The sequence below is a fragment of the Halomonas sp. ALS9 genome, assembly GCF_001651035.1.
GTDB lineage: Bacteria > Pseudomonadota > Gammaproteobacteria > Pseudomonadales > Halomonadaceae > Vreelandella.
The window spans coordinates 258,432-278,695 of record NZ_LXRG01000054.1; the positions used below are offsets into that span (position 1 = coordinate 258,432).

Below are 20,264 nucleotides of genomic sequence, written 5' to 3' on the forward strand. Positions count from 1 at the left end.
GCGCCTAAATCATTTTCTAAAATCTCCACCACCGCTGTCCGGTCTGCATTGAACCGGCGGCGTAGCGCCTCATACTCAGCAAGTAATAACAGCAGCCCTTTATTGCTCTGTAAGATCCTCGTAGGCGCTGGCAGCTCGTTGGTTAGATGTGCCGGTACCAGGGGGCTTTTGCACTCCATTGGAAGCGCTTGATCGCTGAAGCTCGCGCACCCAGTCAACAATCCCATCAGGCAGATCGCTATCAAGCCAGTCACCTGCTTTCGCATCTTGTTCTCCCAATGGTTCGAGGGCCCCGGTGCTGGCGCCTATATCGTCATCAATGGTGTTTAACGTGCGCTCACGCTCAGCCAGTGCGTTGCTCAGTGTTTCGATGCGCTGGCGCTGCAACTCCTGGTGCTCGATCAATATCTCAGCACGCTCACGCTGGTGCTCAGCCTCTGCTTGGTAAGCGTCTCGCTCGCCGGTAACGTGTTGCCAGTAGAAATACACAGCAGCAATGCTGATTACGCCTATACCCACGCCGATTAAATTGCGCTTAAGCTGGCCGATCATTTGCGCCACCGCCCAATGAAAACCTCATAGATGTCGTCTGCTTTACTGCGAATCCAATCGGTACCCAGGAATGCCAGAAACACACACGGCGGGAAGGCAATGATGGGTGGCCAACCTTGAGACTCAGCAATCCATAAGAAGACGGGGAACAGCGGCGTCGCCAGAAGCGTGCACATCAAAGCACCCAGCAGCGACTTCTTTAGGCTGCCGCCCTCGTGAACGCCACGAATAAATCCCATCGTGAACGTCAGGATGGCCACCAAAGTGATAGGCAAAAAATCAAGCAGCCCTTGCCAGAAGTTGGGATCTCTGCCGTTCATAGGGCGTTTCTCTTTTCGTCTTGGGTTCATGGCGCACCTCTCGGGCGGGCCTCGTCAGTTAGTCGATGGAAATGCCGCCAGCCGCTTTATAAACACTCAGCAACTCATCAATCACCAGCTCCCGCTGACCATACCCAGCACCTGGCAGGCTCGCCCAAATTTTGCGACAAGCGTGGATGGCGTCACGGATACGGCCGTCATGGATCAGGGAAAGTGCTTGGCACTGACGGATAAGATGAACGGCGCCTAGATCTTGGCTAGCAGGCGTAAAGTCAGGGAGATGGAACCGCTCTACCAGGTCATCCCATGTACGTATCAAGAACTGGTAACGCCCCGCTGCGCTGGAGTGGATCTCATAAGCAGGCAGCCAAACAAGCTGGTGCGGGTGATCGTCGTAGTTGTTGAATGTCTTGCCGCCAACAATCACATTGAAACCGTTCTGATCGCCAAAGCGTGGCGTACCTTCGGCAAAGGCCAATGTGTCGAGGAAGGCGGCCACGTTGCCGGCGCGGGTATCTCTTGGCGGTGCTGGCTCAACGCGCAGCAGTTCCGCCTCCTCAAGCCAATGAGTAGGAGAGTGAGCTGACATGACAACCTCAGAGATGGAAAGCCAGAAACGCAAAAGCCCCACCGGGTAACCGGCAGGGCTTCAAAAAGTGATGGCTAATCGCGGAGCTAGTGCAACTTAGATAAAATACTGCCTGAATCACGACACTGAAGCAAATAATTTATTTATACGGTTCTTTCGATGAAAGCAGTGACGGATTTAGCTTCCCAATGCATCGTAAGATGCCTATATTAAGTGAATTAAGAGTCTGTTACCGGCCCTGAGCGGCCTTTCCGGCAGAAGCGACAGCTGGTTCAGCCGTGTTATGCAGACGGCACGATACTCAATGTTAGGCATATAAATGGATCAGCTATCAGACTTTGCAGATGAACGATTAATCAATGGCTGCATCTATTGCGGAGGGCAGGCTGATACCAGGGATCATGTGCCATCACGGATTCTTTTGGAGCCACCTTATCCGGAAAACCTACCCGTCGTAGGAGCTTGCCAGGTCTGCAATCAAGGTTTCTCCAAAGATGAACAATATTTGGTTTGTCTGCTAGAGGCTGCGATTGTCGGTTCAACCGACCCGGAAGATATCAGAAGGCCTTCAGTTGCGAGGGCAATGAAAAGATCAGCAGCACTGCGCTCGAGAATCGAATCTCAAAAATACATCGCTAATGACAGGATTATTTTTGATCCGGAAGAGGATCGAGTTAAAAACGTGATGCTGAAGCTCGCTCGGGGTCATGCTGCTTTTGAATTAAGTCAGCCTTGCCAGCATGAGCCAAATCATTTCTGGTGTGGGCCACTTGAGACGCTGCATAAAGAGCAGCAAGAATCTTTCATGGCAGCACATATACAAGAGTTCTATGGCGAAATCGGATCACGTAATATGCAGCGCATGTTCTCTATGGAAGTAACTTTGAGGTCTGAGTCTGGCTCTACAGAAAAGCGAAGGGTTTTGGTCAACGACTGGGTTGATGTCCAGGAGGGTCGATACAGCTATCTTGCGATTGATGACTTCCCAGGAGTGATCATTCGAATTATGGTATCGAATTACTTGGCCTGTGAGGTAGCTTGGGAGATTTATGCCTAACAAGGCGCATCAATACGTGGCCGTTGTGGGCTGGTATTATTCCTCAAAATGAGATCCTTCCATGGATGATAATAAACTAGAAAGATTGATTGACACCCGGTTACAGAATTGTCTAAGTGGAGGCGGAATTAGACTTGATCTCAGTAAACTTGGCTTGCGTGAAGTGCCAAACAGTGTACTTAGGGTGCCAGATTTGGAGGTACTCAATCTCTCTACCAACTATATTGAAGAGCTTCCGGATTTCTTATTTGATTTAAAAAATCTTAAAGTAGTATCCCTTCAAAACAATCGGATTAAGACCATTCCATTTGGCATACGAAGATTAAGGAATTTGGTCAGGATAGATTTTAATGACAACGACATTAGAACCATTGAAGATGGTTTGGGTGATATTGACTCACTCTCAACCATTTACTTAGGGCGAAACGCGCTTACATCATTACCTCCCTCTCTAGCTAATCTTAACAATTTAAAAGTCCTCTCAGTGGTTGGTAACAACCTGAATATTCCATTTGAAATATTGAATGGAAGTATAGATGGACTAAAAAACTACTTGCACGCTATCGACGAAGGAGAGAAATATACTCTCTGTGAGGCAAAACTCCTTATAGTCGGTGAAGGTAATGTTGGAAAAACAGAGCTCTGTCGATCAGTATTAGGAGTTTCCCACGATGACAAGCCTCCTAGCACTGAAGGTATCAGCATTCTTCGCTGGACAGTAACTCCAGAAGATCAAGAATATGTAGTCAATCTTTGGGATTTTGGAGGTCAAGAGATATATCACTCCACACATCAGTATTTTTTAACAAAGAAGTCTGTTTATGTATTGTTGTGGACCGCGCGCACAGATGATGATTTTCTTAACTTCGACTATTGGCTGAACATAGTCAACCTGTTAAGCGACTCTTCGCCACTTATTGTTGTTCAGAACAAATGTGACGAACGAACAAAAGAAATCGACACATCTCGGATTACAAAACAGTTTGATAATATAGTTGGATTTTTCAATATCAGCGCTCTTAATGATTCTGGCGTTGATGAACTCAAGAAGCAGATTGTCAAACAAGTAGAAAAGTTAGATCATTTTAATCAGATTGTACCTGTTGCATGGGTTCTAATTCGCGAACATTTGGAAAATACAAATAAGGCATACATGTCTTATAGTGAATATTTTGAGGTGTGTGCAAGTTTTGGACTTAATAAAAGAAAAGCTGAATGGCTAAGTGAATATTTTCATGTTCTAGGTGTTTTCCTTCATTTTTCAGAAAATCTAATTCTATCTGAGATAGTGTTTCTTAAACCAGAATGGGCGACGGCATCTGCATATATACTTTTTGATGATAAGGAAGTAATAGACGGTGGTGGATTTTTTACAAACCGCACTTTGAAGAGAGTTTGGAAAGATTATCCCGTAGAGAAACATCCAGCCTTATTAGAGCTATTGAAGAAATTTGAGCTGTGCTTTGAGATAAAGAATTCTGGTAGTTACATTGTTCCTACAAGATTGCCAGCAGCACCACCGAGGGTGCTCAAAAAGCCAGAACAAGAGCTATCCTATAAGTACGAATATCAGTTTATGCCAGCCGGTATAATTGAGCGAAGCATAATAAGGTTGCATCGTTTAATCCACAACAGCAGTTATTGGAAAAACGGCGTACTCATATCAAAAGAAGATACATATGCACTTATTGAGTCAGATCGCTTTGGGCGAAATATCAGCGTTACCCTAGAAGGATCATCAAAAGCAGAATTGCTCACAATTATTCGTAATGAAATAGATCAAATTCATCAGTCATTGAACCACCCTAAAGTTACGGAGCGAATACCCTGCGTTTGCGTTGAATGCATAGACTCTTCCGCTCCTTATCACTTTGATATGAGCATACTTAAGCGCGCAAGAAGCAAGAGGAAGAAGACTATTGAATGCCGGAAGAGCTTTGAATCTGTGGATATTCGCTCAATACTAGGGGGTATCGATGGCACGCTTGAGAGTAAAGAAAATGACATAATCGAAATGTTGAATCAGCTTGTAGATAAATTTGATACAAAAGAATCGCTAGAGCAAAAAATAAACTCTTCGCTTCATTTAAAGCCAAGTATATTTGGTGTGGGTGTAAATCTTAACTATTTGATTGAAAAAGTACTGAAGAAAAAGACATAACAATGTCATTAACTCTGCCCCCAAAAAGCTTCGCTTTTTGTGTCCGGTTATAGCCGGAGTAAGCCTATCCTATTGAATCGGGTCGTGGTGACCTAAACAAGAATGATAACCTGGAGATGTAAGTGATCAATCGCGGTTCTGAATGGCATAGATGGGAGCCGCATATCCATGCGCCCGGCACTATCCTCAACAATCAGTTCGGTGTATCCGACCCCTGGAGCTCCTACCTCTCGACGCTCGAAGCCTTGACGCCGAAGGTCGAGGCGGTCGCGGTCACTGACTACTACATTACCGACACATACGAAGAATTCCTTCAGCATAAGGACGCAGGCCGATTGCCCGACGTGTCGCTAATCTTTCCTAACATCGAGCTTCGCCTCGACGTGGCAGCGAAAACGGGCTTCGTAAACGTCCATTTGTTGGTCAGCCCTGAAGACCCTGAACACCTCCTAGAGGTGAAGCGCATCATGAAGCGCCTTCAATTCCATGCTTTTGGCGACCGATTCGACTGCACGCGAGAAGAACTGATAAAGCTGGGCAAACATTCAGACACTACCATCACTGACGACGGCGCTGCGCTCCGACACGGCGCCACACAGTTCAAAGTCAACTTCGATCAATTGCGAAAGGTTATCGCCGAGAGCGAATGGGCGAAAAAGAACATTTTGATCGCTGTTGCTGGTGGTTCCAGTGACGGCACTTCCGGCGTCCGTCAGGCCGCAGACGTGACCGTGCGCCAGGAAATAGAGAAATTCGCCCACATCATTTTCTCCAGCAACCCCGCACAGCGTGAATTCTGGATCGGTCAACGGAACGTCAGTGTCGAAGAACTGCGCTCGCGTTATGACGGGTGCAAGCCGTGTCTCCATGGCAGCGATTCCCACGACCAGGAGTCCGTTGGGCAGCCAGTCGACAATCGCTTCTCGTGGATCAAGGGTGCACTGACATTTGATGCCCTACGACAGGCCTGCATCGACCCGGAAGGCCGGGCCTATGTCGGCGAGAAACCACCAAGGTCGGCAATGCCGTCGCAGGTCATCTCGCATGTTCACTTTGAGGACGCAGATTGGGCGGCCACGCCCGAGATTTCGCTCAATTCTGGCCTAGTCGCCATCATTGGCGCGCGGGGATCAGGCAAGACGGCACTGGCCGATGTGATCGCTGCTGGTTGCGATGCAATAACTCCAGCTGGCTGGGAGGCTGACGAAAACGCCAGCCCATCGTTCCTCACACGCGCACGTAAACTGATCGGGGACGCCTCCGCGACACTGACTTGGGGCGGCGGCGCAAAGGAGACACGTGCGCTTGATGGCCGTGACGCGAACGGCCATATGTCGTTCCCTCGTGCGAGATATCTTTCTCAGCAATTCGTCGAGGAGCTGTGCTCGGCCAAGGGTGTCTCCGATGGTCTCGTCGATGAGATCGAGCGGGTTATCTTCGATTCCCACTCGCAGGACGACCGCGAGTGGGCGCTTGACTTCACCGAGCTTCGCGAGCAACGAACCGCTCGCTTCCAGCAAGCCCGCGAGCGTGAGGCGGAGGCTATCGCCGACATCTCCGAAAGCATCGGTACCGAGCTTGAGAAAGAGAGCCTCGTTGCCAGCCTGAGCAAGCAAGTTGAGCAAAAGAAGAAACTGATCACTGGCTATACGGCTGATCAGGCTAAGCTGGTGGTCAAGGGTACCGAAGCGCAGGTCGCAAGGCACACCCAGCTCAGCGAGGCGGCGCAGAAGCTAAGAACCAAAATACAAGCCTACAACAATCAGCGCCGAACCTACGTCGCTCTTCAGGACGAGGTTCGCAGTATGCGCGCCACCGGCGCGCCCGAAATGCTCCGTCAGATCCAGGCGCGACACAACAACAGTGGCCTAGGTGCCAATCAGTGGGACGAGTTCCTGCTGATCTATAAGGGCGATGTCGACACTAGCCTCACGGCCTACACCGCATGGGCCGACGGCGAGGTTCGCAGGCTCAACGGTGATCCGCCATCGACCGGCGATCCCAAGGTTGCCCTGATTGCCGATGACGCAGATCTCACGATGCTTCCGCTTGCGCCGATCACAGCAGAGATGGCACGACTTGAAGCGCTATTCGGCGCGGACAAGCTAGTTCGTGAGCAATACGCAGCGCTTACTAAGCGGATTGCGCAAGAGAATTCCGCGCTTGAGACCTTGGAAGCACGTCTCACTGACGCCAAGGGCGCGGCAGCACGACGGAAGGACTTGCAGACTGAACGCGATGCCACATATGGCCGCGTGTTCGAGGCCATCATAAACGAGCAAAACGAGCTGGCTGGCCTGTATGCACCGCTCATGGAGCGACTATCCTCATCATCGGGCACGCTCAAAAAGCTGAGTTTTTCAGTCCGCAGGATTGCCGATGTCCAGACCTGGGGCGCATTTGCCGAAGAGGAACTCCTCGACCGGCGTAAGGCGGGCCCTTTTTACGGGCGCGGCTCGTTGATCGCGGTCGCGACGAAATCGCTCAAATCTGCATGGGAAACCGGCTCTGCCGCTGAGGTTCAGTCTGCAATGACGGCCTTTATGGGAAAATACCTGAAAGACCTCTTATCGCACGCGCCATTTTCCCCAGCGCAGCAAACTGAATTCCGCGCGTGGTCGAAGCGGTTCGCGCACTGGCTTTTCGGAACCGAACACATTGCCGTTCGCTACGAGATCTCCTACGACGGTGTCGATATCCGAAAGTTGTCCCCAGGCACGCGTGGGATCGTCCTGTTGCTGCTCTACCTCGCGCTCGACGATTCCGACGACAGACCGCTGATTATCGACCAGCCAGAGGAAAATCTTGATCCAAAGTCGGTCTTCGACGAGCTGGTAGCGCTGTTCATCGAGGCGAAGGCGAAACGCCAGGTGATCATGGTGACACACAACGCCAATCTCGTGATCAACTCCGATGCGGATCAGATCATCGTCGCCGAAGCAGGTCCGCATCTCTCAGGTGGTCTGCCTCCGATCAGCTATATATCGGGTGGGCTAGAGGACGCTGCGATCCGCAAGGTGGTTTGTGACATCCTTGAAGGTGGCGAAGCCGCTTTCCGTGAACGAGCGAGGCGTCTTCGCGTCCGTCTCGATCGATAGGTTGGACTATGATGGCAAGCCCGTCCACGACAGATACAACATCGTGACGGCTCTTGGGGGCATGCCGGTATTGGCCAAAAGCAGTACCTAATGCCCACTCCTCTAGAGCATTGAGATAGCTAAGCGCGTTGGCCATCATTTGGGGCCAACGCACTCCAATCTATTCCTGCCCGACCTCCCCCACCGCCAACACCTGCCACAGTCGCTTACGCGCTCGCTTACCCGCCACCTGCAATGCCTCCACACTCTCAAAATGCCTTACCCTCTCATTGAGCCCCAGCGCCCTAAGCAGCACCTCCTGCCTCTCCACCATCTGCCTGGCAGTCACCATCCAAATGCTATGGCCCATCTTCTCCGGACGGATGCGGGCGGCCTGCATCAGCATCGCCGCGGCCTGGCGTTTGGGCAGTTGATCGAGCAGTACGCCGCAGGCTTTATGCCACTCGCTTTGAGGGTGGTAGCGCAACGCGGCCAACATTGCCTGGTCACTACGCCCACCGCCGCCCGGTATCTCTCCCGCTAGAGCCGTCACACTGAACGGCTGGTAACCTGGGTTCTCATGAAGGCAATCCAGCTGCAGCTCCAACATCGTGTCGATGATGCGGGATACTGCAGCGTCACGCGCTCGTTCATCACTCTTCGCAGCCTCCACGACACGCCAGGGGTTTGCTACCCGCTTCCAATCATCAAACTGCATCCTGCTTCCCTTCTGCTGTGTCATCACCCATTCCTCCACTCGGTACCGCTTTCCAGCGCCAGCCGTTCCCCCACTATTTGCGTGCGGGGCCAACTGGCGTATTCCCTAAGCACTGCCTTCGCCTCGTCTAGTCCCCGCGCCATCACCGCGCAGTAGCCTTCGTACTCACTATCTTCCAGCCACTTGAATTGGCTATCGGCTAACGGCGCATCCTTGGGCGGGGTGGCCTTGAACTCCAGGTACAAGCCAAACCAACCGCCGCGGGCCTGCCGAACGGGGAGATCGCTAACGCCTGCCTTTACGCCCTGGCGTTTTAAGTCGCTTGCGGTTTTCTTATTGCGGTGCCCACCGTTGGGTACATGAAAGGTGGCATCAAACAACTCGCCTACTGGTTGGCCGCGCATCTTCTCGCCATACAGCCAACGGATAAGCACCGCCTGCTCCTGCCCTTCCCAGTCAACTGGCTTTGCCCGGGGCATACCGCTTTTGGTCAGTGCTCGAGGACGGCGGGGTTTTTGGATTCGTAACGTCACGCCATCCCCCCGGCCAACTGATCGAGCATTCGCTGCTGGCGCTCCCAGCGTTGGTAATCGGCAACGATCCGCTCCAGCATGGCCCGCGCCGTGTCATTATGATCCAGCTCGGCGCGGCTTTGGATGCCACACGAATGACGGATGAAATCAGCGCAATCTTCCGGGCTGTGGGTACCATCGGGCAGTTGCCAATATTCAAGCGCTTTTGCCTGGCGGCGGCGGCAATCCAGATACAAACCGAACCGCACGTTTTGGCACAATAACGCGGCACGGCGTGCCTGCTGGCCACCTTTCAATGCTTCACCCATCGTCATGCTCCCCTTGATCGTTCAGCTCTTCGACTCTCTTGCAAAAGGCGCCAGCAGCACAGGCCACCGCGATAAACACACCCGCCAGCACACCCAACAGAAACCAGCTCATGCCATCCATCGCTGCCCACCTCCCCGTTGGGATTTGCGCATGCACTGCTTGCACGCTGGTAGCTGTTCACCGGTACCGGGGTCGCGGAAGTCGGCAGCGCTTTTGCGGTATTGGCAGGCCGGGCACTTAGGCCGGTGATAAACACGGCTTAACATGATTAATGCCCTCCCATTGCAGCTAGCGGCGCGCCCGCTTGTTCCAGCAGTTCACGACGGCGGGCCTCTTCGCGCTCGATTTGTTCGCGACGCTGACGCGCCTTGGCATCGCCAGGTTTATTGATGAGCTCGCGTAGCTGGCCAACCATGCGCTTACGCTGACGCCTACCTTCCTCGCTTAACGGCTTTTCAGGGGGCGGCAACAGGTGCGCCACCTTAGGCGCGGCTAGCTTGCCTGCGTCCACGGCCTCCTGAAGCACCATTTCACGGCGTTGCTGGTCATGCCCCAACGACACCTCCCAAACGGGCTGGCGCCCTTCCGCTTTAACGGTTTCGGCTTCCCGCTCGTATGCCGCCAGGAAGGCCATACGCGCCCCCACTTGGTCACCGCCGTTCAGTACCGGCTTGGCCACGGCAAAAGCGCGGGCAACTTCCGGTGTCCATACCACGGTTTCGCTCTCATCAATGCTGCGCAGCGCCAGCGCCCAGGCCTCATTGGGCAGCAAGTGCGCCTTAGCGCTGGGCAAACGGTCAACGATCGCGGCCAAGGTCAGCTTGCCGTGTAGCTCGGCACGGCAGCGTGCCAAGGCGCGGCGGATCTCAGTAAACGGGTAGCCGCTTAGGTCGTCAGTGATCAATACCGCGGCAGCTGGGCGGATCTCTTGGCCCAGCACCTCGGCCGTGGCGTAAACCAGTTCAAGCACCTGGTCAGACTCTTGGGCGGTTAGCATGATGAAGACTCCTGCTGTTGGCGCCGGGCGGCCATGATGCGCTTGGCCTCTTCGGCGTTACTCAGGTTGGATTGCGTGCTGTCCAGCTGGCGCGCCCTGGCCTGGGTCACCTGCTGGCCCGTGGCGAGCTGAGTGGCGATCGCCTCGCAGTCCTGCAACAACAGGCCCACAGGGTGCATTCGGGCGGTGTAATACTGGTTATTCAGCTTCACGTAGTGGGCGGCCACCCCAGGGGCACGTTCTGCTCCTACTCGGTCAACCAACTGGCTCATGTTCGCGCCCACTTTCTGGTTCCACACCGGCCAGGTGCCGTAACGGGCACGGTAAGCACAGGCATAGTTGGCCCAGGGTTTGAAGGTTTTGGCGGTGGGGTCGCGGGTGCCAGGCATATCGCTGGGGATACGCGCCAGCAGATCATCGGCGGATTCCTGAGCGCCAGCGGTTTCAGCTTCGGGTTTTGCTTCCGGTTCGTCAGCGGCCAGGTCATCCCCCCCGGCAGCGGCTGGGCTAGCCCCAGGCGCAATCTGCGTACTCTCTGCCGTAGTCTCTGCTGTAGTCTCTGTAATAGTTGGGCGCATTCCGCCATCACTGTCTGACGGGTTTGTGCAATCTTGTTTGGCGGATTCCGCCATACTGGATGGCGCTTTCCTGCATTCCTGATTGGCGGATTCCGCCAGACTGGAATGGCGCTTTTGTGCAAGTTGAATCAGGTCGACTTCTATCGCTTCGCGATCCAGTCGGTAGTAGGTTTTGCAAGGCACGCCGCGACGCGCCTCTTTTAAATAGCCCTTACTGACCAACTTCTTACGGGCTGTTTCCTGCTCCCGACGCGTCATGCCCGTTTCGTTCGTCCATTCCGCTTGGGTTTTATAGAACCAGCCTTCATCGTCTTTGGTTCGTGTTGACCAGTACACGCACTGTGAAAGCATGAGAGCGCCGGTAATGCCCACGCCCAAGTCAACGAACGTGCGGTTGAAGGCTATTGGCCTGTCCAGCAGATTAAGCAGGCTCATACATCACCCCGCTTGAATAGAAAGCCACATCGCCAACCGCTAAGGTGGTAGTTGCGACACCATCAACTAATAGAAGGAAAGCGACATGGCTGAAAACGAATACTTTGCTCTGTGGGATAGCCACTTCAGAGATGAATGCCATCACGCAGAAATTGATTACCAAACATGTACAAGGCAAGAAGAAGCCCAGGTCATCCGAGAAGTACTGAAGCAATTTATGGCAATGTTTTTGGAGCTGAATCTGGATAGCCGTTACCGCAGATTGGGGTTGCCAATTCATGGCATTGAAGTACTCCAAGCACGTGCTGCAGAACTTCACCACTTGCGGCCAAGTGAGACTCGGGAAATGCACCTGAATGACTTGCTCGTCTTGCTGGCTGGGGAGTTTCAACATGTATCTATTCCTCCCGAGGCGTGTAAGGTGATCCGAACGAAGACGGCTGATCTTCCAGAGTGGTCTGAGATTGACGAGCTTTTGCCTTAGTTCTTAACTCTGGAATTGAAGAAAGCGGTAAGCCGAGGCGCTGGCGGCATCGTTTCAGGGCCTCGGTCGCTAATTGTGCTTCTTGCCTGAACTTCCTAGCCCTGATTTCATGAAGCTGCGCGCTGCTTTTCTTGGCCATGATGTCTTCGATTAAAAGGCCTATTTCCCTTTCTATTTCCCATTGCGCCATTTTCTCCAGGGGCGGCTTGGAGTCCTCAATGAACTGATCTAATGTTTTGCGCATTTGGGCACCTCACAAATACCTGTATATGTATTCACCGCGTTCATGAGGAAGCTATTCGGGTTTTATATGAGTTAACCTTGGATTCATCCTGAGATGGGCCAGCTTGCTCGAGTAACCATTCAGTGGTGAAAGCTCCATTTGCAGCGGCGGCCATTTTCTGCGCATGTTGGGTTTCGCCCGTGTACTCTGTTCTTGGAAGAGAGCCACGTTGAAGCCATTTGTAGACTCCCCTAGAAGAAATGCCGCAAATACGGGCACAGTTAGCTGGCCCGCCGATAATATCGATTGCTTTACGCAATTCGCTCATGAAAATAAAACCTCTATAAGTGAACTATTAGTACATGATAAACAAGTACTGCAAGTACACGCAAGGAGTGAGATGATTGAACCTATGGTTCATCAAAATGAGATGCGGGAATTCAGTGACCGCCTAAGAAATGCACTGAATGAAGCTGGCAGGGATGGACATGGAATGGGTGCCCGCGTAGCAAAAGCGGCGGGAGTAACACCCAAGGCTGCCAGCAAATGGCTCAATGGAGAGGCCCGCCCATCCCACGATAAGCTGTTAAAGCTATCGAGGTGGTTAGGTGTACGTGAAGAATGGCTAGAATATGGTCGCGGAGCTAGAAGCCCAGATGTGATTGTAGAGCCTACCCTCGTGAATCATGGCTCAGGAACCAATGTTGTAGGGCCTGAGGTAAAAGTCAGGTCAAGGCGAGTGCCTGTAAAAGGAGCTGCGCAATTGGGGCCAAACGGATATTTTGAGGCTCTGAATTATCCAGTGGAGCAAGGTGATGGCTACTTGATGATTGAGAGCCGTGATATTGACGCATATGGTTTGAAAGTCGTTGGTAACAGCATGATGCCCAGGATCAAGCATCATGAGTACGTAGTGATTGAGCCAAATCAGATCTATGTCGCTGGTGATGAGGTGCTGGTATGTACTCATGATGGCCAGTGCATGATTAAGATCTTTCTTTGGTTAAGGGATGGGCAGTACCGCTTTGACAGCATTAATGATGATTTTGAACCGGTCTACCTAATGGAAAACGAGGTTGAACATATCCACTATGTTGGAGCTATTGTGAAGCCATCAAGGCATATGCCTTGAAACCACAATTAACTGTATAAAGTAACACTGTCGCTGCAACCATTTTCTTATTTGATTACAAAACCTTAGGAGCAGCCATGAGCTTTCCCGCGCCCCCCCCATATCAGCATGCACTCGATCTGACTGTCGAAGTTGAAAGAGATGTGAATGGTGTAGAAATGGGGGTGCTTGAAAATGGCATCCCCTATTTGACTCAACGCGGCTTAGCTGAAGCTTCAGGCGCTCCAAGGAGTTCACTTTACGACATAACCCAGGAATGGTCTGCAAACTTTAACAACCCGGTACTTACCAAAGATAGGCTTTCGTTTCTAAAGGAACGGCTGGCAGCTCAGGGCTTTAATGAACCAAGTCTGTACATAGAAATTACTAAAGATGGATCGCCACATTATGCATACCCTGACATTGTATGTATGGCCATCATCGAATATTACGCTTTTGAGGCTCGAACACCTAACCCCAGAGCCCTACAAAGTTTTAGGGACTTCTCAACATATGGTTTGCGCAGTTTCATCTATGATGCACTGCAATACACTCCTTCAGATAAATGGAAGTACCACCATGATCGGGTATCTATATTAAGTAATTCCGTACCAGTAGGATATTTTTCGATTTTTCAAGAAATTTCAGGTTTGGCTGTTGACTTGATCAACGCTGGCTTAAGTGTAAACGACCGTACAATACCCGATATTAGCGTTGGACAAACCTGGGCAAAACATTGGAAAGCAAATGAATTGGCAGCACATTTTGGCGAACGTATACAATATGAACACATATATCCCGAATATTACCCTCAATCAATGAGTAACCCTCAAAAGCCTGCCGCTTATCCAGAAGCAGCCTTACCAGAATTTCGTAGATGGTTTCGTGAGACATACCTTCCTACTAAGTTCCCGACTTATATCTTGAAGAAAGCTGGCGTTTTGTCTGGTGGTCAGAATGAAGCTCAAATGATAGCTTCGATGTACCAGACAAGATCCCTTCCAAGGCAATAATTTTATACGACGCACAAGCCCGCCAACTGCGGGCTTTTTTTTGTCCAAAAAAAATAATGTACTTTTGGTACTTGATAGACGAGTACCTATGGTTCACGATTAGTGTACTCAACGTGAACCACGAGGCCCGGTATGCAAAACCTTAAATCAGAGCCATATGCTGAATTCATCAGCCTTTCAGGTTGGTGCTGCTATTACGGCTCACGCAATAGCGGACTGCCTACTCGAGTACAAGCACAGGTAGCAGCGGGGCTAGCTGCTGGCTTAACTCAAAAAGAAATCGCCAAAATTCGCGGTGTTTCTCCGGCATCAATTCGCACGGTGGCTGAAGCTCTCTACTGGCATTTGGGCACCTACAAAGCCGCTGGCGCCGTTGCCGAAGCCATGCGCCGCGGCTGGATCGCTCCCCTTCTTATCGCCCTGCTTGTCAGCGGCATCAATGCCGATACGGAAGCCATGCGTAACCGCCCACCGGCTCGCACGCGCCAGCAAGTCAGCGCCAGCCGTAACGTGTCACGTCGTGACGTGGGGAGCGTGTACTCATGAAAGTCACCACGTTTATCGATGCACGCACCCGCAAGATGTTCGAAAGCAATGGCCTACCCAGGGAGTTCCTGGCGTTAATCGCTGACTGCCAAATGATGGCGGTGGCTATCAATCTGCAAGGCCATTACGCCGTCCTGCTCGAAACCACCCAGCACGGCATCTTTTGTCATACCTGGCTGGCCGCTCATAGCGCACAGCACGTAAGTCATCGTCGTTTTGACTGCTTTTACGGCAAAGACCCGGCACTTATCGAAATCTGCGATCACCTCAGAAGCTTGCTGAATGGCAGCCAAGGGGGTGTTTCATGAGCTGCCAAGCCACCAAAGCCGTTTGGGCGGCCTTCATGATCCTAGCTGTCACCGTCCTGGGCCAGCTATCCCAGAGCGAAGCGGAAGAGCAATCCGACTGGCTGGTTAGCTACTGCACGGATGTCGCGATCTGGGCCGCCGAAGAAGCCCGCGGCGTACCGCTGGAACAGCGCACCGGCCAGCCGGACTACAAAGGGATTGCCGAGGAAAGTTGCCCAGGCATGCGCCCTGCTGCCCCCTCTTTGAATACAGGTGGCAACTCACCGGCACAGCTGGCCATGCCCGACACGGTGCCGTTTCAGCAACTGGTTCAGTTTTGAGGGGGCTGGCGTATGTACATGCTCAACCGGCTTGGCCAGCGAATCATCGTCGGCAACCGCCGCCGCCATTGTCGGTGCCGTTCGTGCGGTGCTCGCCAGGTAAAAGCCAAGCACCCCGCTGAGTACCTACGCCGCATCCGCTGCAAAAGCTGTGGGGAGTTCGACACGCTGCGTATCGACAAGTGGGCGGATCGGCGTGGCTGGCGGTACCAGACATGCTACTGCGATGGATACCACTTCCCCCATCGGATCCGCTCGGAGTTTTGCTATCACAACCCCAACTACCCCGCCGAAGACACCCAGCGCGCCATTGGCGGCATGTAGAGGCCCGCTATGAATTTTGACGAACAGTTTGACCGGATATTCAAAACGCCAGCGCCAGCAGAGGGCGACGCCGGCGAAAAAAATGAGGACAGCGAGGTGCAGTCATGAGCGCGATATACACGAAAGATCCCGCCACTGGCGAGCGAGTAACGCTTAGCGAGCTGGCAAAACGCCACGGGATTCATGTCTCGACCGTTTCGCGGCGCTACCACGAAGGCAAACGCGGGCAAGCGCTAGTCGCTCACGTGGACATGAAAGCACACCTCGCCGAGCAGAACGCGAAATCTCACGAAATAGCAGAGCGACGGAAGGCAATCATCCTGGCCAACATTAACGCTTTGTCACGCCCGCTTAAGCAGTTAGGAGGTAACTGAGATGTCAAACGTCATTATCAAGGCCCTGGAAGAACGCCTTCGCCAGATCAATGAAGAAGGTTTTAGCGCAGCACATGACGACTGTTACACACAGGGTCAGTTAGCGGCGGCAGCTGCCTGCTATGCCTGTTTCGCTGAAGATGTGTTGCAGGGTGGTAAATCGGCACTGGATGGACAGCCGCCCGCATTTTGGCCCTGGGACGATGCTTGGTTTAAACCCAGCAGAGACCCGAAACGTAACATCGAAAAGGCTATGGCCCTGCTGTCTGCCCAGTATGACGCCATAGAACGCGCCGAGACGGCCGCCATCGAAGCGACAACAACGCCTGACATTCTATGGTCGACCAATGACGAAATGTTCAACCATGACGATCTGCAGGAGCTGATCGAGGAGCGCCAGCTGCAAGCGGGCGATACGGTTTATTTCGGTACCAAGCGCCACGCTAAAGCCACTGACTTCACCACCAACATCGATGAGCTGGTGATTGAAGGCATGCAGGTACAAGCCGAAGACGACGCGGGCGAAGTGGCTGAAGATTACCCGAGCGCCAGCGAGCCACAAATTCAAGTGCTGCAAACGCTCATCGAGGCATGGGCTACCACCTATTGCGCCCCCGTTTTTTACCAGGTGTTGAATACCCAGCCCTACACGCTTACCGCCTCAGATATTAGGGAGGTCTGCCAGTGAGTACATGGAGTATGCCGGTCTATTTAGAAGGCACAGGCAAGGAGGATGGCGCCCTGGATAAATGCATGGCTGAAACAGAAATCGCCCAGGTAACTGATCAATGGCTGCAGCAAGAGTCATGGGAAATATATCCCGAGGTTGTCCTTGCCTTTTTCCCCGGCAGACCGGATCTCATCGCTACGCGCCAAGGGATTTGCCAAGTCATCGAGTGCAAAAAATCCTTCAACCTTTCGGTCGTTGAGCAAGCGGCACGGTGGCGATTGTTTGAGCGTGAAGATCAAACAGGTATGCCACACCTGATATGGGTAGTGGTACAGCGCGGACGCGCACGCCGCAGTGAGCTTCTTATGCGGGTCATGAGGGACTTTGGCATAGGGCTTGTGACTATCGATAAGCAACCTGCACGTGAGTTGCGCTTCAACGGCGAAACGGAATTGGTTCCGCAGCGCTATACCCTCTATCGAGAGCTGGCGCCAACGATACAGCCCGGATCTCGACGCACGGCAAGCAACCTTATTGATCAGTTGAATCCAGATATGCGAATAGCCACGCCAGGTGCCCGGGGTGGTGAAACCGAGTACATGACGCCCTTCAAGCGCACCATGGCAGAGGTAGAAAAGCTACTTCAAGGTAATCCAGAAAAAGAGCTGCACATCGACCATATCATTGATCACCTGAACAAATCCGGTGGCCATCACTACGGTTCGGATCGCAGCGCTCGAACAAGCATTCCCCCTCATCTTGACCGCTTGGGCTTTCCGCGCTCCAAGCATTGGGGCTGCTGGTTCAAGGGAAAGATGGAGGCCAACCCATGACTGACTACCTCGCCAACAACGGCAAGCCATGGTCGCCAGAGGATCTAGCCGCGCTGGAAAGGAACTACCCGGATACCAACAACGCCACCCTTGCGCGCATGTTCCGCCGCAGCGCTTCCAGTATCAAAAATCAGGCCATAAACCACGGCTGGCGGAAATCTACCGAGTACATGGAGCGCGAAAAGCCAGGCTGTTTTAAGCCTAACTTAACGCCCTGGAACAAGGGCACGAATTTCAGCCCACCGGGTAGCGAGCGCACCCGCTTCAAGAAAGGCCACAAACCAGCAACGTGGTTGCCGATCGACAGCGAGCGCGTAACGAAAGACGGCTACCTAGAACGAAAATTGACAGATACCGGCTACCCGCCCAAGGACTGGGTATCCGTCAGCCACATTGAGTGGGAAAAGCACAATGGCCGTCCGGTGCCGAAGGGCCACGCGGTGATATTCCGCGATGGCGATAAGCGTAACTTCGCGCCAGCCAACCTTGAGCTAATAAGCCGCGCCGATCTAATGCGCCGTAACAGCTATCTCAACTTACCCGAGCCGTTGCCACAAATAGTACAACTGCGCGGGGCTCTGAACCGCAAAATCAACCGCAGGAGCAAGCAGGAATGAAAAACAAAGTCGACGACCTACGTAACCACCTGTTTGCCCAGCTTGAGCGCTTGGGTGATGAAAGCATCAAGGGCGATGCATTGAAAGAAGAGATCCAGCGTGCAAAAGCCGTTAGCGATGTATCCGCGCAATTAGTGGATAGCGCCCGCGCTGAAAACGAAAGGCTCAAGCTGCTCAAGCGTGCACCAGGTAGCAATTTCATGCCCACCGGCGAGCTGATTGATGAGGAAGGGCTTCCGGCTCTGAAACATCAATGACCAAAGCTACGCATACCCACCGTGACCGTGGCGGAAAATTTCAGGAGATCGCCCAGCACCAAGGCGCTGGAACGGACTTGGAAGGAAAGTGGCTGGTGCTTTATCGCGATCTTGATAAGGGGATCGATAGCATCACCAGCCTGCAGGAGTGGGAAAGGCAGTGGCGAGCGCTTGCCTCTGACGACTGCCCTATTTGCCTGGGCGCTGGTCACGATCATATTAAAGGCAATCGCGATAAACCTTGCGGCGGTTGTTATGGCCTGGGGAAGGTGGGTGATGAAGGCGAAACACCCACCGACTGCTGGGAACTGGCCACGGTGGCCACCGCCATCATTAAGCGCCAGCAGGAGGAGCTACTTAACCTGCGGCGTATCGCCCAAAACCCCGAGGTGCAAGCTTTGATCGATCAGCAGCGCCAGCAGGCAATAGACGACAGCACCATGCGCCAGGAACGCGACTGGCGTAATGGACAAGGTTGGGGCCCCGGCGGCCAGCGTTTTACGGGAGACTGATGATGAAAACGGGTAAATTAATGGAGCTGGAACAGTGGAGTCGTGCGCGCTTTGAGGGCAATCCGCCCTCGCCTACCACCATGCGCCGCTGGTGCCGGGAAGGACACGTGCCAGCTAAAAAAATCGGCGGTACCTGGTTTATCGATTTAGATGCAGAGCGCCGCCAAACCGGCAATGAGTTAGCAGATAGCGTACTGGAGGCGTGATATGCCACCACGGCCAAGGAAAAGAAAAAACAAAGGCCTGGAGCCTAATCTGTATGAGCACAAGGGGTACTACACCTATCGACGCCCAGACACCGGTTCCAAACATGGCATGGGCAGAGACCGAGCTAAAGCCCAGGATGCTGCGCGCATATTGAATGCCCGACTAATGTCTGGCGGCGACCTGGTGGCTGATGTGATGGGGGAAACCGGCATAACGCTGAACGTAGCGATCAATGCATGGCTTAAAGAATGGGTGGAGGCCGATCCTAAGCTGAAGGACTGGACTAAAAAGGCAAAGCGCGGCCGTGGGAACCGGCTCATTAAGGATGCGGGCAATATGCTGCTCGAGCACATCAACACTCGCTGGTGTGCCGAGTATCTCACGGAGAACCACCCAGGCAGTGCCTACGTGCAGTACCGTGCAGTGCTATCGCAGATATTCCAATTTGCTCAGACCAAAGGCTGGGTCGAAAGAGACCCTGTAACGCCGACCCGCACCACTAACCACTATACCAAGCAGCGCAGGCGCTTAACGGTCGAGCAATTCAAGACCATGCACGCGATAGCTCCCGATTGGATGCAAATCGCCATGGAGCTGTCACTGTTGTGCCTGTTTGGGCGCGCCGAGGTAACGGCCGCCAGGTACGATGATATTAAGGATGGGCGCCTGCACTATATTCGCCAGAAAACGAAAGACCGGAGTAAAACGGCCTACGTGGCTATTGAGCTAACGCCTGCGCTGGATGACCTTATCCGCCGATCACGGCTAATTGCTCCCGTCTCACCTTTTATCGTGCACCGCATGCCAGCACGCATATACGATCGGAAAGCCAAAGCACATTGGTCGCAGGTGTCTGGAGATTATCTTTCCAAGGAGTTCGCGAAGCTACGCGAGCAGGTAACCAGTATTAAAAGCATGCCAGCCAACGCACAGCCCACCTTCCATGAAATTCGCTCGTTAGGGTCACGGCTGCTGGAGCTGCAAGGCACCTCGGTCAACGACATCCAGGTACTCATGGGCCACGCTGACGAAAGCATGACGCAGCACTACCTGGATGGCCATGACACCAGGTGGCAGCAAGCTAAGGGGAATCCGTTTACGATGGAGGCGTTGCTTGAGCCGTAATTGGGTGATGAAAC

General features: G+C 52.9%; 30 protein-coding genes. 17 read left to right on the forward strand and 13 right to left on the reverse strand.

What is annotated here, in order from left to right:
* Positions 1-99: 99 nt before the first annotated feature.
* Genes A6R74_RS02750 through A6R74_RS02760 form a run of 3 tightly spaced genes read right to left on the reverse strand, consistent with a single transcriptional unit; the run spans position 100 to position 1,461 of the window.
* Positions 100-552, reverse strand: coding sequence for a hypothetical protein (locus tag A6R74_RS02750; protein WP_064232932.1), 453 nt, complete (start codon positions 550-552; stop codon positions 100-102).
* Complete coding sequence (locus tag A6R74_RS02755; protein ID WP_064232933.1) at positions 549-872, reverse strand: phage holin family protein; 324 nt, start codon at positions 870-872, stop codon at positions 549-551. The genes A6R74_RS02750 and A6R74_RS02755 overlap by 4 nt, the downstream gene beginning before the upstream one ends.
* Before the next feature lie 58 nt (positions 873-930).
* Entirely contained in the window at positions 931-1,461 is a 531-nt protein-coding gene (locus A6R74_RS02760; protein ID WP_082906566.1) for a glycoside hydrolase family 24 protein, read from the reverse strand.
* Between the two features lie 319 nt (positions 1,462-1,780).
* Here A6R74_RS02760 and A6R74_RS02765 point away from each other — a divergent pair, with 319 nt between their 5' ends.
* The 3 genes from A6R74_RS02765 to A6R74_RS02775 all read left to right on the forward strand — a co-directional run bounded on the left by A6R74_RS02765 (position 1,781) and on the right by A6R74_RS02775 (position 7,777).
* Positions 1,781-2,518: a hypothetical protein gene (locus A6R74_RS02765; RefSeq protein ID WP_064232934.1), complete on the forward strand. Its 738-nt coding sequence runs from the start codon at positions 1,781-1,783 to the stop codon at positions 2,516-2,518.
* Positions 2,519-2,579: 61 nt separating this feature from the next.
* Entirely contained in the window at positions 2,580-4,679 is a 2,100-nt protein-coding gene (locus A6R74_RS02770) for a COR domain-containing protein (RefSeq protein ID WP_064232935.1), read from the forward strand.
* 122 nt (positions 4,680-4,801) lie between these two features.
* Positions 4,802-7,777 (forward strand): TrlF family AAA-like ATPase, encoded by a 2,976-nt coding sequence (locus tag A6R74_RS02775; protein ID WP_064232936.1) that lies wholly within the window; start codon positions 4,802-4,804, stop codon positions 7,775-7,777.
* A gap of 160 nt (positions 7,778-7,937) precedes the next feature.
* Here A6R74_RS02775 and A6R74_RS02780 read toward each other — a convergent pair whose 3' ends face one another.
* Genes A6R74_RS02780 through A6R74_RS22140 form a run of 10 tightly spaced genes read right to left on the reverse strand, consistent with a single transcriptional unit; the run spans position 7,938 to position 12,361 of the window.
* The gene (locus A6R74_RS02780) at positions 7,938-8,498 is read right to left on the reverse strand and encodes a hypothetical protein (protein ID WP_064232937.1); all 561 of its coding nucleotides are present in this window, start codon (positions 8,496-8,498) and stop codon (positions 7,938-7,940) included.
* Complete coding sequence (locus A6R74_RS02785) at positions 8,498-9,007, reverse strand: VRR-NUC domain-containing protein (RefSeq protein WP_082906567.1); 510 nt, start codon at positions 9,005-9,007, stop codon at positions 8,498-8,500. Before A6R74_RS02785 ends, A6R74_RS02780 begins: the two co-directional genes overlap by 1 nt.
* The gene (locus A6R74_RS02790; RefSeq protein ID WP_064232939.1) at positions 9,004-9,315 is read right to left on the reverse strand and encodes a hypothetical protein; all 312 of its coding nucleotides are present in this window, start codon (positions 9,313-9,315) and stop codon (positions 9,004-9,006) included. The genes A6R74_RS02785 and A6R74_RS02790 overlap by 4 nt, the downstream gene beginning before the upstream one ends.
* Positions 9,308-9,436, reverse strand: a complete 129-nt coding sequence (locus A6R74_RS23195; RefSeq protein WP_276204767.1) for a hypothetical protein — start codon at positions 9,434-9,436, stop codon at positions 9,308-9,310. Before A6R74_RS23195 ends, A6R74_RS02790 begins: the two co-directional genes overlap by 8 nt.
* Positions 9,424-9,582, reverse strand: coding sequence for a hypothetical protein (locus A6R74_RS22720; protein WP_165603346.1), 159 nt, complete (start codon positions 9,580-9,582; stop codon positions 9,424-9,426). Before A6R74_RS22720 ends, A6R74_RS23195 begins: the two co-directional genes overlap by 13 nt.
* Positions 9,583-9,584: 2 nt before the next feature.
* Complete coding sequence (locus tag A6R74_RS02795) at positions 9,585-10,313, reverse strand: hypothetical protein (protein WP_064232940.1); 729 nt, start codon at positions 10,311-10,313, stop codon at positions 9,585-9,587.
* Positions 10,307-11,326: a hypothetical protein gene (locus A6R74_RS02800; protein WP_064232941.1), complete on the reverse strand. Its 1,020-nt coding sequence runs from the start codon at positions 11,324-11,326 to the stop codon at positions 10,307-10,309. The genes A6R74_RS02795 and A6R74_RS02800 overlap by 7 nt, the downstream gene beginning before the upstream one ends.
* Positions 11,313-11,720: a hypothetical protein gene (locus tag A6R74_RS02805; protein ID WP_064232942.1), complete on the reverse strand. Its 408-nt coding sequence runs from the start codon at positions 11,718-11,720 to the stop codon at positions 11,313-11,315. Before A6R74_RS02805 ends, A6R74_RS02800 begins: the two co-directional genes overlap by 14 nt.
* 4 nt (positions 11,721-11,724) lie before the next feature.
* Positions 11,725-12,054, reverse strand: coding sequence for a hypothetical protein (locus A6R74_RS02810; protein WP_064232943.1), 330 nt, complete (start codon positions 12,052-12,054; stop codon positions 11,725-11,727).
* Positions 12,055-12,094: 40 nt separating this feature from the next.
* Positions 12,095-12,361, reverse strand: a complete 267-nt coding sequence (locus A6R74_RS22140; protein ID WP_082906568.1) for a hypothetical protein — start codon at positions 12,359-12,361, stop codon at positions 12,095-12,097.
* A gap of 72 nt (positions 12,362-12,433) precedes the next feature.
* Between A6R74_RS22140 and A6R74_RS02815 the strand changes: the two genes are divergently transcribed.
* The 14 genes from A6R74_RS02815 to A6R74_RS02880 all read left to right on the forward strand — a co-directional run bounded on the left by A6R74_RS02815 (position 12,434) and on the right by A6R74_RS02880 (position 20,250).
* Positions 12,434-13,165 (forward strand): LexA family transcriptional regulator, encoded by a 732-nt coding sequence (locus A6R74_RS02815; protein WP_082906569.1) that lies wholly within the window; start codon positions 12,434-12,436, stop codon positions 13,163-13,165.
* Between the two features lie 77 nt (positions 13,166-13,242).
* A complete protein-coding gene (locus A6R74_RS02820; protein WP_064232944.1) occupies positions 13,243-14,157 on the forward strand; it encodes a hypothetical protein in 915 nt (304 codons plus the stop codon).
* A gap of 132 nt (positions 14,158-14,289) precedes the next feature.
* Positions 14,290-14,703: a helix-turn-helix transcriptional regulator gene (locus A6R74_RS02825; RefSeq protein ID WP_064232945.1), complete on the forward strand. Its 414-nt coding sequence runs from the start codon at positions 14,290-14,292 to the stop codon at positions 14,701-14,703.
* On the forward strand, positions 14,700-15,011 hold the full coding sequence (locus A6R74_RS02830; protein WP_064232946.1) for a hypothetical protein: 312 nt from the start codon (positions 14,700-14,702) through the stop codon (positions 15,009-15,011). Before A6R74_RS02825 ends, A6R74_RS02830 begins: the two co-directional genes overlap by 4 nt.
* Positions 15,008-15,331, forward strand: coding sequence for a hypothetical protein (locus A6R74_RS02835; protein WP_064232947.1), 324 nt, complete (start codon positions 15,008-15,010; stop codon positions 15,329-15,331). Before A6R74_RS02830 ends, A6R74_RS02835 begins: the two co-directional genes overlap by 4 nt.
* 12 nt (positions 15,332-15,343) lie before the next feature.
* On the forward strand, positions 15,344-15,655 hold the full coding sequence (locus tag A6R74_RS02840) for a hypothetical protein (RefSeq protein ID WP_064232948.1): 312 nt from the start codon (positions 15,344-15,346) through the stop codon (positions 15,653-15,655).
* 104 nt (positions 15,656-15,759) lie between these two features.
* Complete coding sequence (locus A6R74_RS02845; protein ID WP_064232949.1) at positions 15,760-16,029, forward strand: hypothetical protein; 270 nt, start codon at positions 15,760-15,762, stop codon at positions 16,027-16,029.
* Between the two features lies 1 nt (position 16,030).
* On the forward strand, positions 16,031-16,717 hold the full coding sequence (locus A6R74_RS22900) for a hypothetical protein (protein WP_064232950.1): 687 nt from the start codon (positions 16,031-16,033) through the stop codon (positions 16,715-16,717).
* Positions 16,714-17,532 (forward strand): hypothetical protein, encoded by an 819-nt coding sequence (locus A6R74_RS02855; protein ID WP_125410279.1) that lies wholly within the window; start codon positions 16,714-16,716, stop codon positions 17,530-17,532. The genes A6R74_RS22900 and A6R74_RS02855 overlap by 4 nt, the downstream gene beginning before the upstream one ends.
* Complete coding sequence (locus tag A6R74_RS02860; RefSeq protein WP_064232952.1) at positions 17,529-18,149, forward strand: HNH endonuclease signature motif containing protein; 621 nt, start codon at positions 17,529-17,531, stop codon at positions 18,147-18,149. Before A6R74_RS02855 ends, A6R74_RS02860 begins: the two co-directional genes overlap by 4 nt.
* Positions 18,146-18,406: a hypothetical protein gene (locus tag A6R74_RS02865; protein ID WP_064232953.1), complete on the forward strand. Its 261-nt coding sequence runs from the start codon at positions 18,146-18,148 to the stop codon at positions 18,404-18,406. The genes A6R74_RS02860 and A6R74_RS02865 overlap by 4 nt, the downstream gene beginning before the upstream one ends.
* Complete coding sequence (locus A6R74_RS02870) at positions 18,403-18,918, forward strand: hypothetical protein (protein ID WP_064232954.1); 516 nt, start codon at positions 18,403-18,405, stop codon at positions 18,916-18,918. The genes A6R74_RS02865 and A6R74_RS02870 overlap by 4 nt, the downstream gene beginning before the upstream one ends.
* Positions 18,919-18,920: 2 nt before the next feature.
* Positions 18,921-19,124, forward strand: coding sequence for an excisionase (locus A6R74_RS02875; protein WP_039858369.1), 204 nt, complete (start codon positions 18,921-18,923; stop codon positions 19,122-19,124).
* 1 nt (position 19,125) lies between these two features.
* Complete coding sequence (locus A6R74_RS02880) at positions 19,126-20,250, forward strand: tyrosine-type recombinase/integrase (RefSeq protein ID WP_064232955.1); 1,125 nt, start codon at positions 19,126-19,128, stop codon at positions 20,248-20,250.
* The last annotated feature ends 14 nt before the right edge of the window (positions 20,251-20,264 follow it).

What these genes read in the sequence shown, in the direction of transcription:
- A6R74_RS02750 (WP_064232932.1), bottom strand. Translation starts at nt 552, where the DNA reads ATGATCGGCCAGCTTAAGCGCAATTTAATCGGCGTGGGTATAGGCGTA.
- A6R74_RS02755 (WP_064232933.1), bottom strand. Translation starts at nt 872, where the DNA reads ATGAACGGCAGAGATCCCAACTTCTGGCAAGGGCTGCTTGATTTTTTG.
- A6R74_RS02760 (WP_082906566.1), bottom strand. Translation starts at nt 1,461, where the DNA reads ATGTCAGCTCACTCTCCTACTCATTGGCTTGAGGAGGCGGAACTGCTG.
- A6R74_RS02765 (WP_064232934.1), top strand. Translation starts at nt 1,781, where the DNA reads ATGGATCAGCTATCAGACTTTGCAGATGAACGATTAATCAATGGCTGC.
- A6R74_RS02770 (WP_064232935.1), top strand. Translation starts at nt 2,580, where the DNA reads ATGGATGATAATAAACTAGAAAGATTGATTGACACCCGGTTACAGAAT.
- A6R74_RS02780 (WP_064232937.1), bottom strand. Translation starts at nt 8,498, where the DNA reads ATGACACAGCAGAAGGGAAGCAGGATGCAGTTTGATGATTGGAAGCGG.
- A6R74_RS02790 (WP_064232939.1), bottom strand. Translation starts at nt 9,315, where the DNA reads ATGGGTGAAGCATTGAAAGGTGGCCAGCAGGCACGCCGTGCCGCGTTA.
- A6R74_RS23195 (WP_276204767.1), bottom strand. Translation starts at nt 9,436, where the DNA reads ATGGATGGCATGAGCTGGTTTCTGTTGGGTGTGCTGGCGGGTGTGTTT.
- A6R74_RS22720 (WP_165603346.1), bottom strand. Translation starts at nt 9,582, where the DNA reads ATGTTAAGCCGTGTTTATCACCGGCCTAAGTGCCCGGCCTGCCAATAC.
- A6R74_RS02795 (WP_064232940.1), bottom strand. Translation starts at nt 10,313, where the DNA reads ATGCTAACCGCCCAAGAGTCTGACCAGGTGCTTGAACTGGTTTACGCC.
- A6R74_RS02800 (WP_064232941.1), bottom strand. Translation starts at nt 11,326, where the DNA reads ATGAGCCTGCTTAATCTGCTGGACAGGCCAATAGCCTTCAACCGCACG.
- A6R74_RS02805 (WP_064232942.1), bottom strand. Translation starts at nt 11,720, where the DNA reads ATGTTGAAACTCCCCAGCCAGCAAGACGAGCAAGTCATTCAGGTGCAT.
- A6R74_RS02810 (WP_064232943.1), bottom strand. Translation starts at nt 12,054, where the DNA reads ATGCGCAAAACATTAGATCAGTTCATTGAGGACTCCAAGCCGCCCCTG.
- A6R74_RS22140 (WP_082906568.1), bottom strand. Translation starts at nt 12,361, where the DNA reads ATGAGCGAATTGCGTAAAGCAATCGATATTATCGGCGGGCCAGCTAAC.
- A6R74_RS02815 (WP_082906569.1), top strand. Translation starts at nt 12,434, where the DNA reads ATGATTGAACCTATGGTTCATCAAAATGAGATGCGGGAATTCAGTGAC.
- A6R74_RS02820 (WP_064232944.1), top strand. Translation starts at nt 13,243, where the DNA reads ATGAGCTTTCCCGCGCCCCCCCCATATCAGCATGCACTCGATCTGACT.
- A6R74_RS02825 (WP_064232945.1), top strand. Translation starts at nt 14,290, where the DNA reads ATGCAAAACCTTAAATCAGAGCCATATGCTGAATTCATCAGCCTTTCA.
- A6R74_RS02830 (WP_064232946.1), top strand. Translation starts at nt 14,700, where the DNA reads ATGAAAGTCACCACGTTTATCGATGCACGCACCCGCAAGATGTTCGAA.
- A6R74_RS02835 (WP_064232947.1), top strand. Translation starts at nt 15,008, where the DNA reads ATGAGCTGCCAAGCCACCAAAGCCGTTTGGGCGGCCTTCATGATCCTA.
- A6R74_RS02840 (WP_064232948.1), top strand. Translation starts at nt 15,344, where the DNA reads ATGTACATGCTCAACCGGCTTGGCCAGCGAATCATCGTCGGCAACCGC.
- A6R74_RS02845 (WP_064232949.1), top strand. Translation starts at nt 15,760, where the DNA reads ATGAGCGCGATATACACGAAAGATCCCGCCACTGGCGAGCGAGTAACG.
- A6R74_RS22900 (WP_064232950.1), top strand. Translation starts at nt 16,031, where the DNA reads ATGTCAAACGTCATTATCAAGGCCCTGGAAGAACGCCTTCGCCAGATC.
- A6R74_RS02860 (WP_064232952.1), top strand. Translation starts at nt 17,529, where the DNA reads ATGACTGACTACCTCGCCAACAACGGCAAGCCATGGTCGCCAGAGGAT.
- A6R74_RS02865 (WP_064232953.1), top strand. Translation starts at nt 18,146, where the DNA reads ATGAAAAACAAAGTCGACGACCTACGTAACCACCTGTTTGCCCAGCTT.
- A6R74_RS02870 (WP_064232954.1), top strand. Translation starts at nt 18,403, where the DNA reads ATGACCAAAGCTACGCATACCCACCGTGACCGTGGCGGAAAATTTCAG.
- A6R74_RS02875 (WP_039858369.1), top strand. Translation starts at nt 18,921, where the DNA reads ATGAAAACGGGTAAATTAATGGAGCTGGAACAGTGGAGTCGTGCGCGC.
- A6R74_RS02880 (WP_064232955.1), top strand. Translation starts at nt 19,126, where the DNA reads ATGCCACCACGGCCAAGGAAAAGAAAAAACAAAGGCCTGGAGCCTAAT.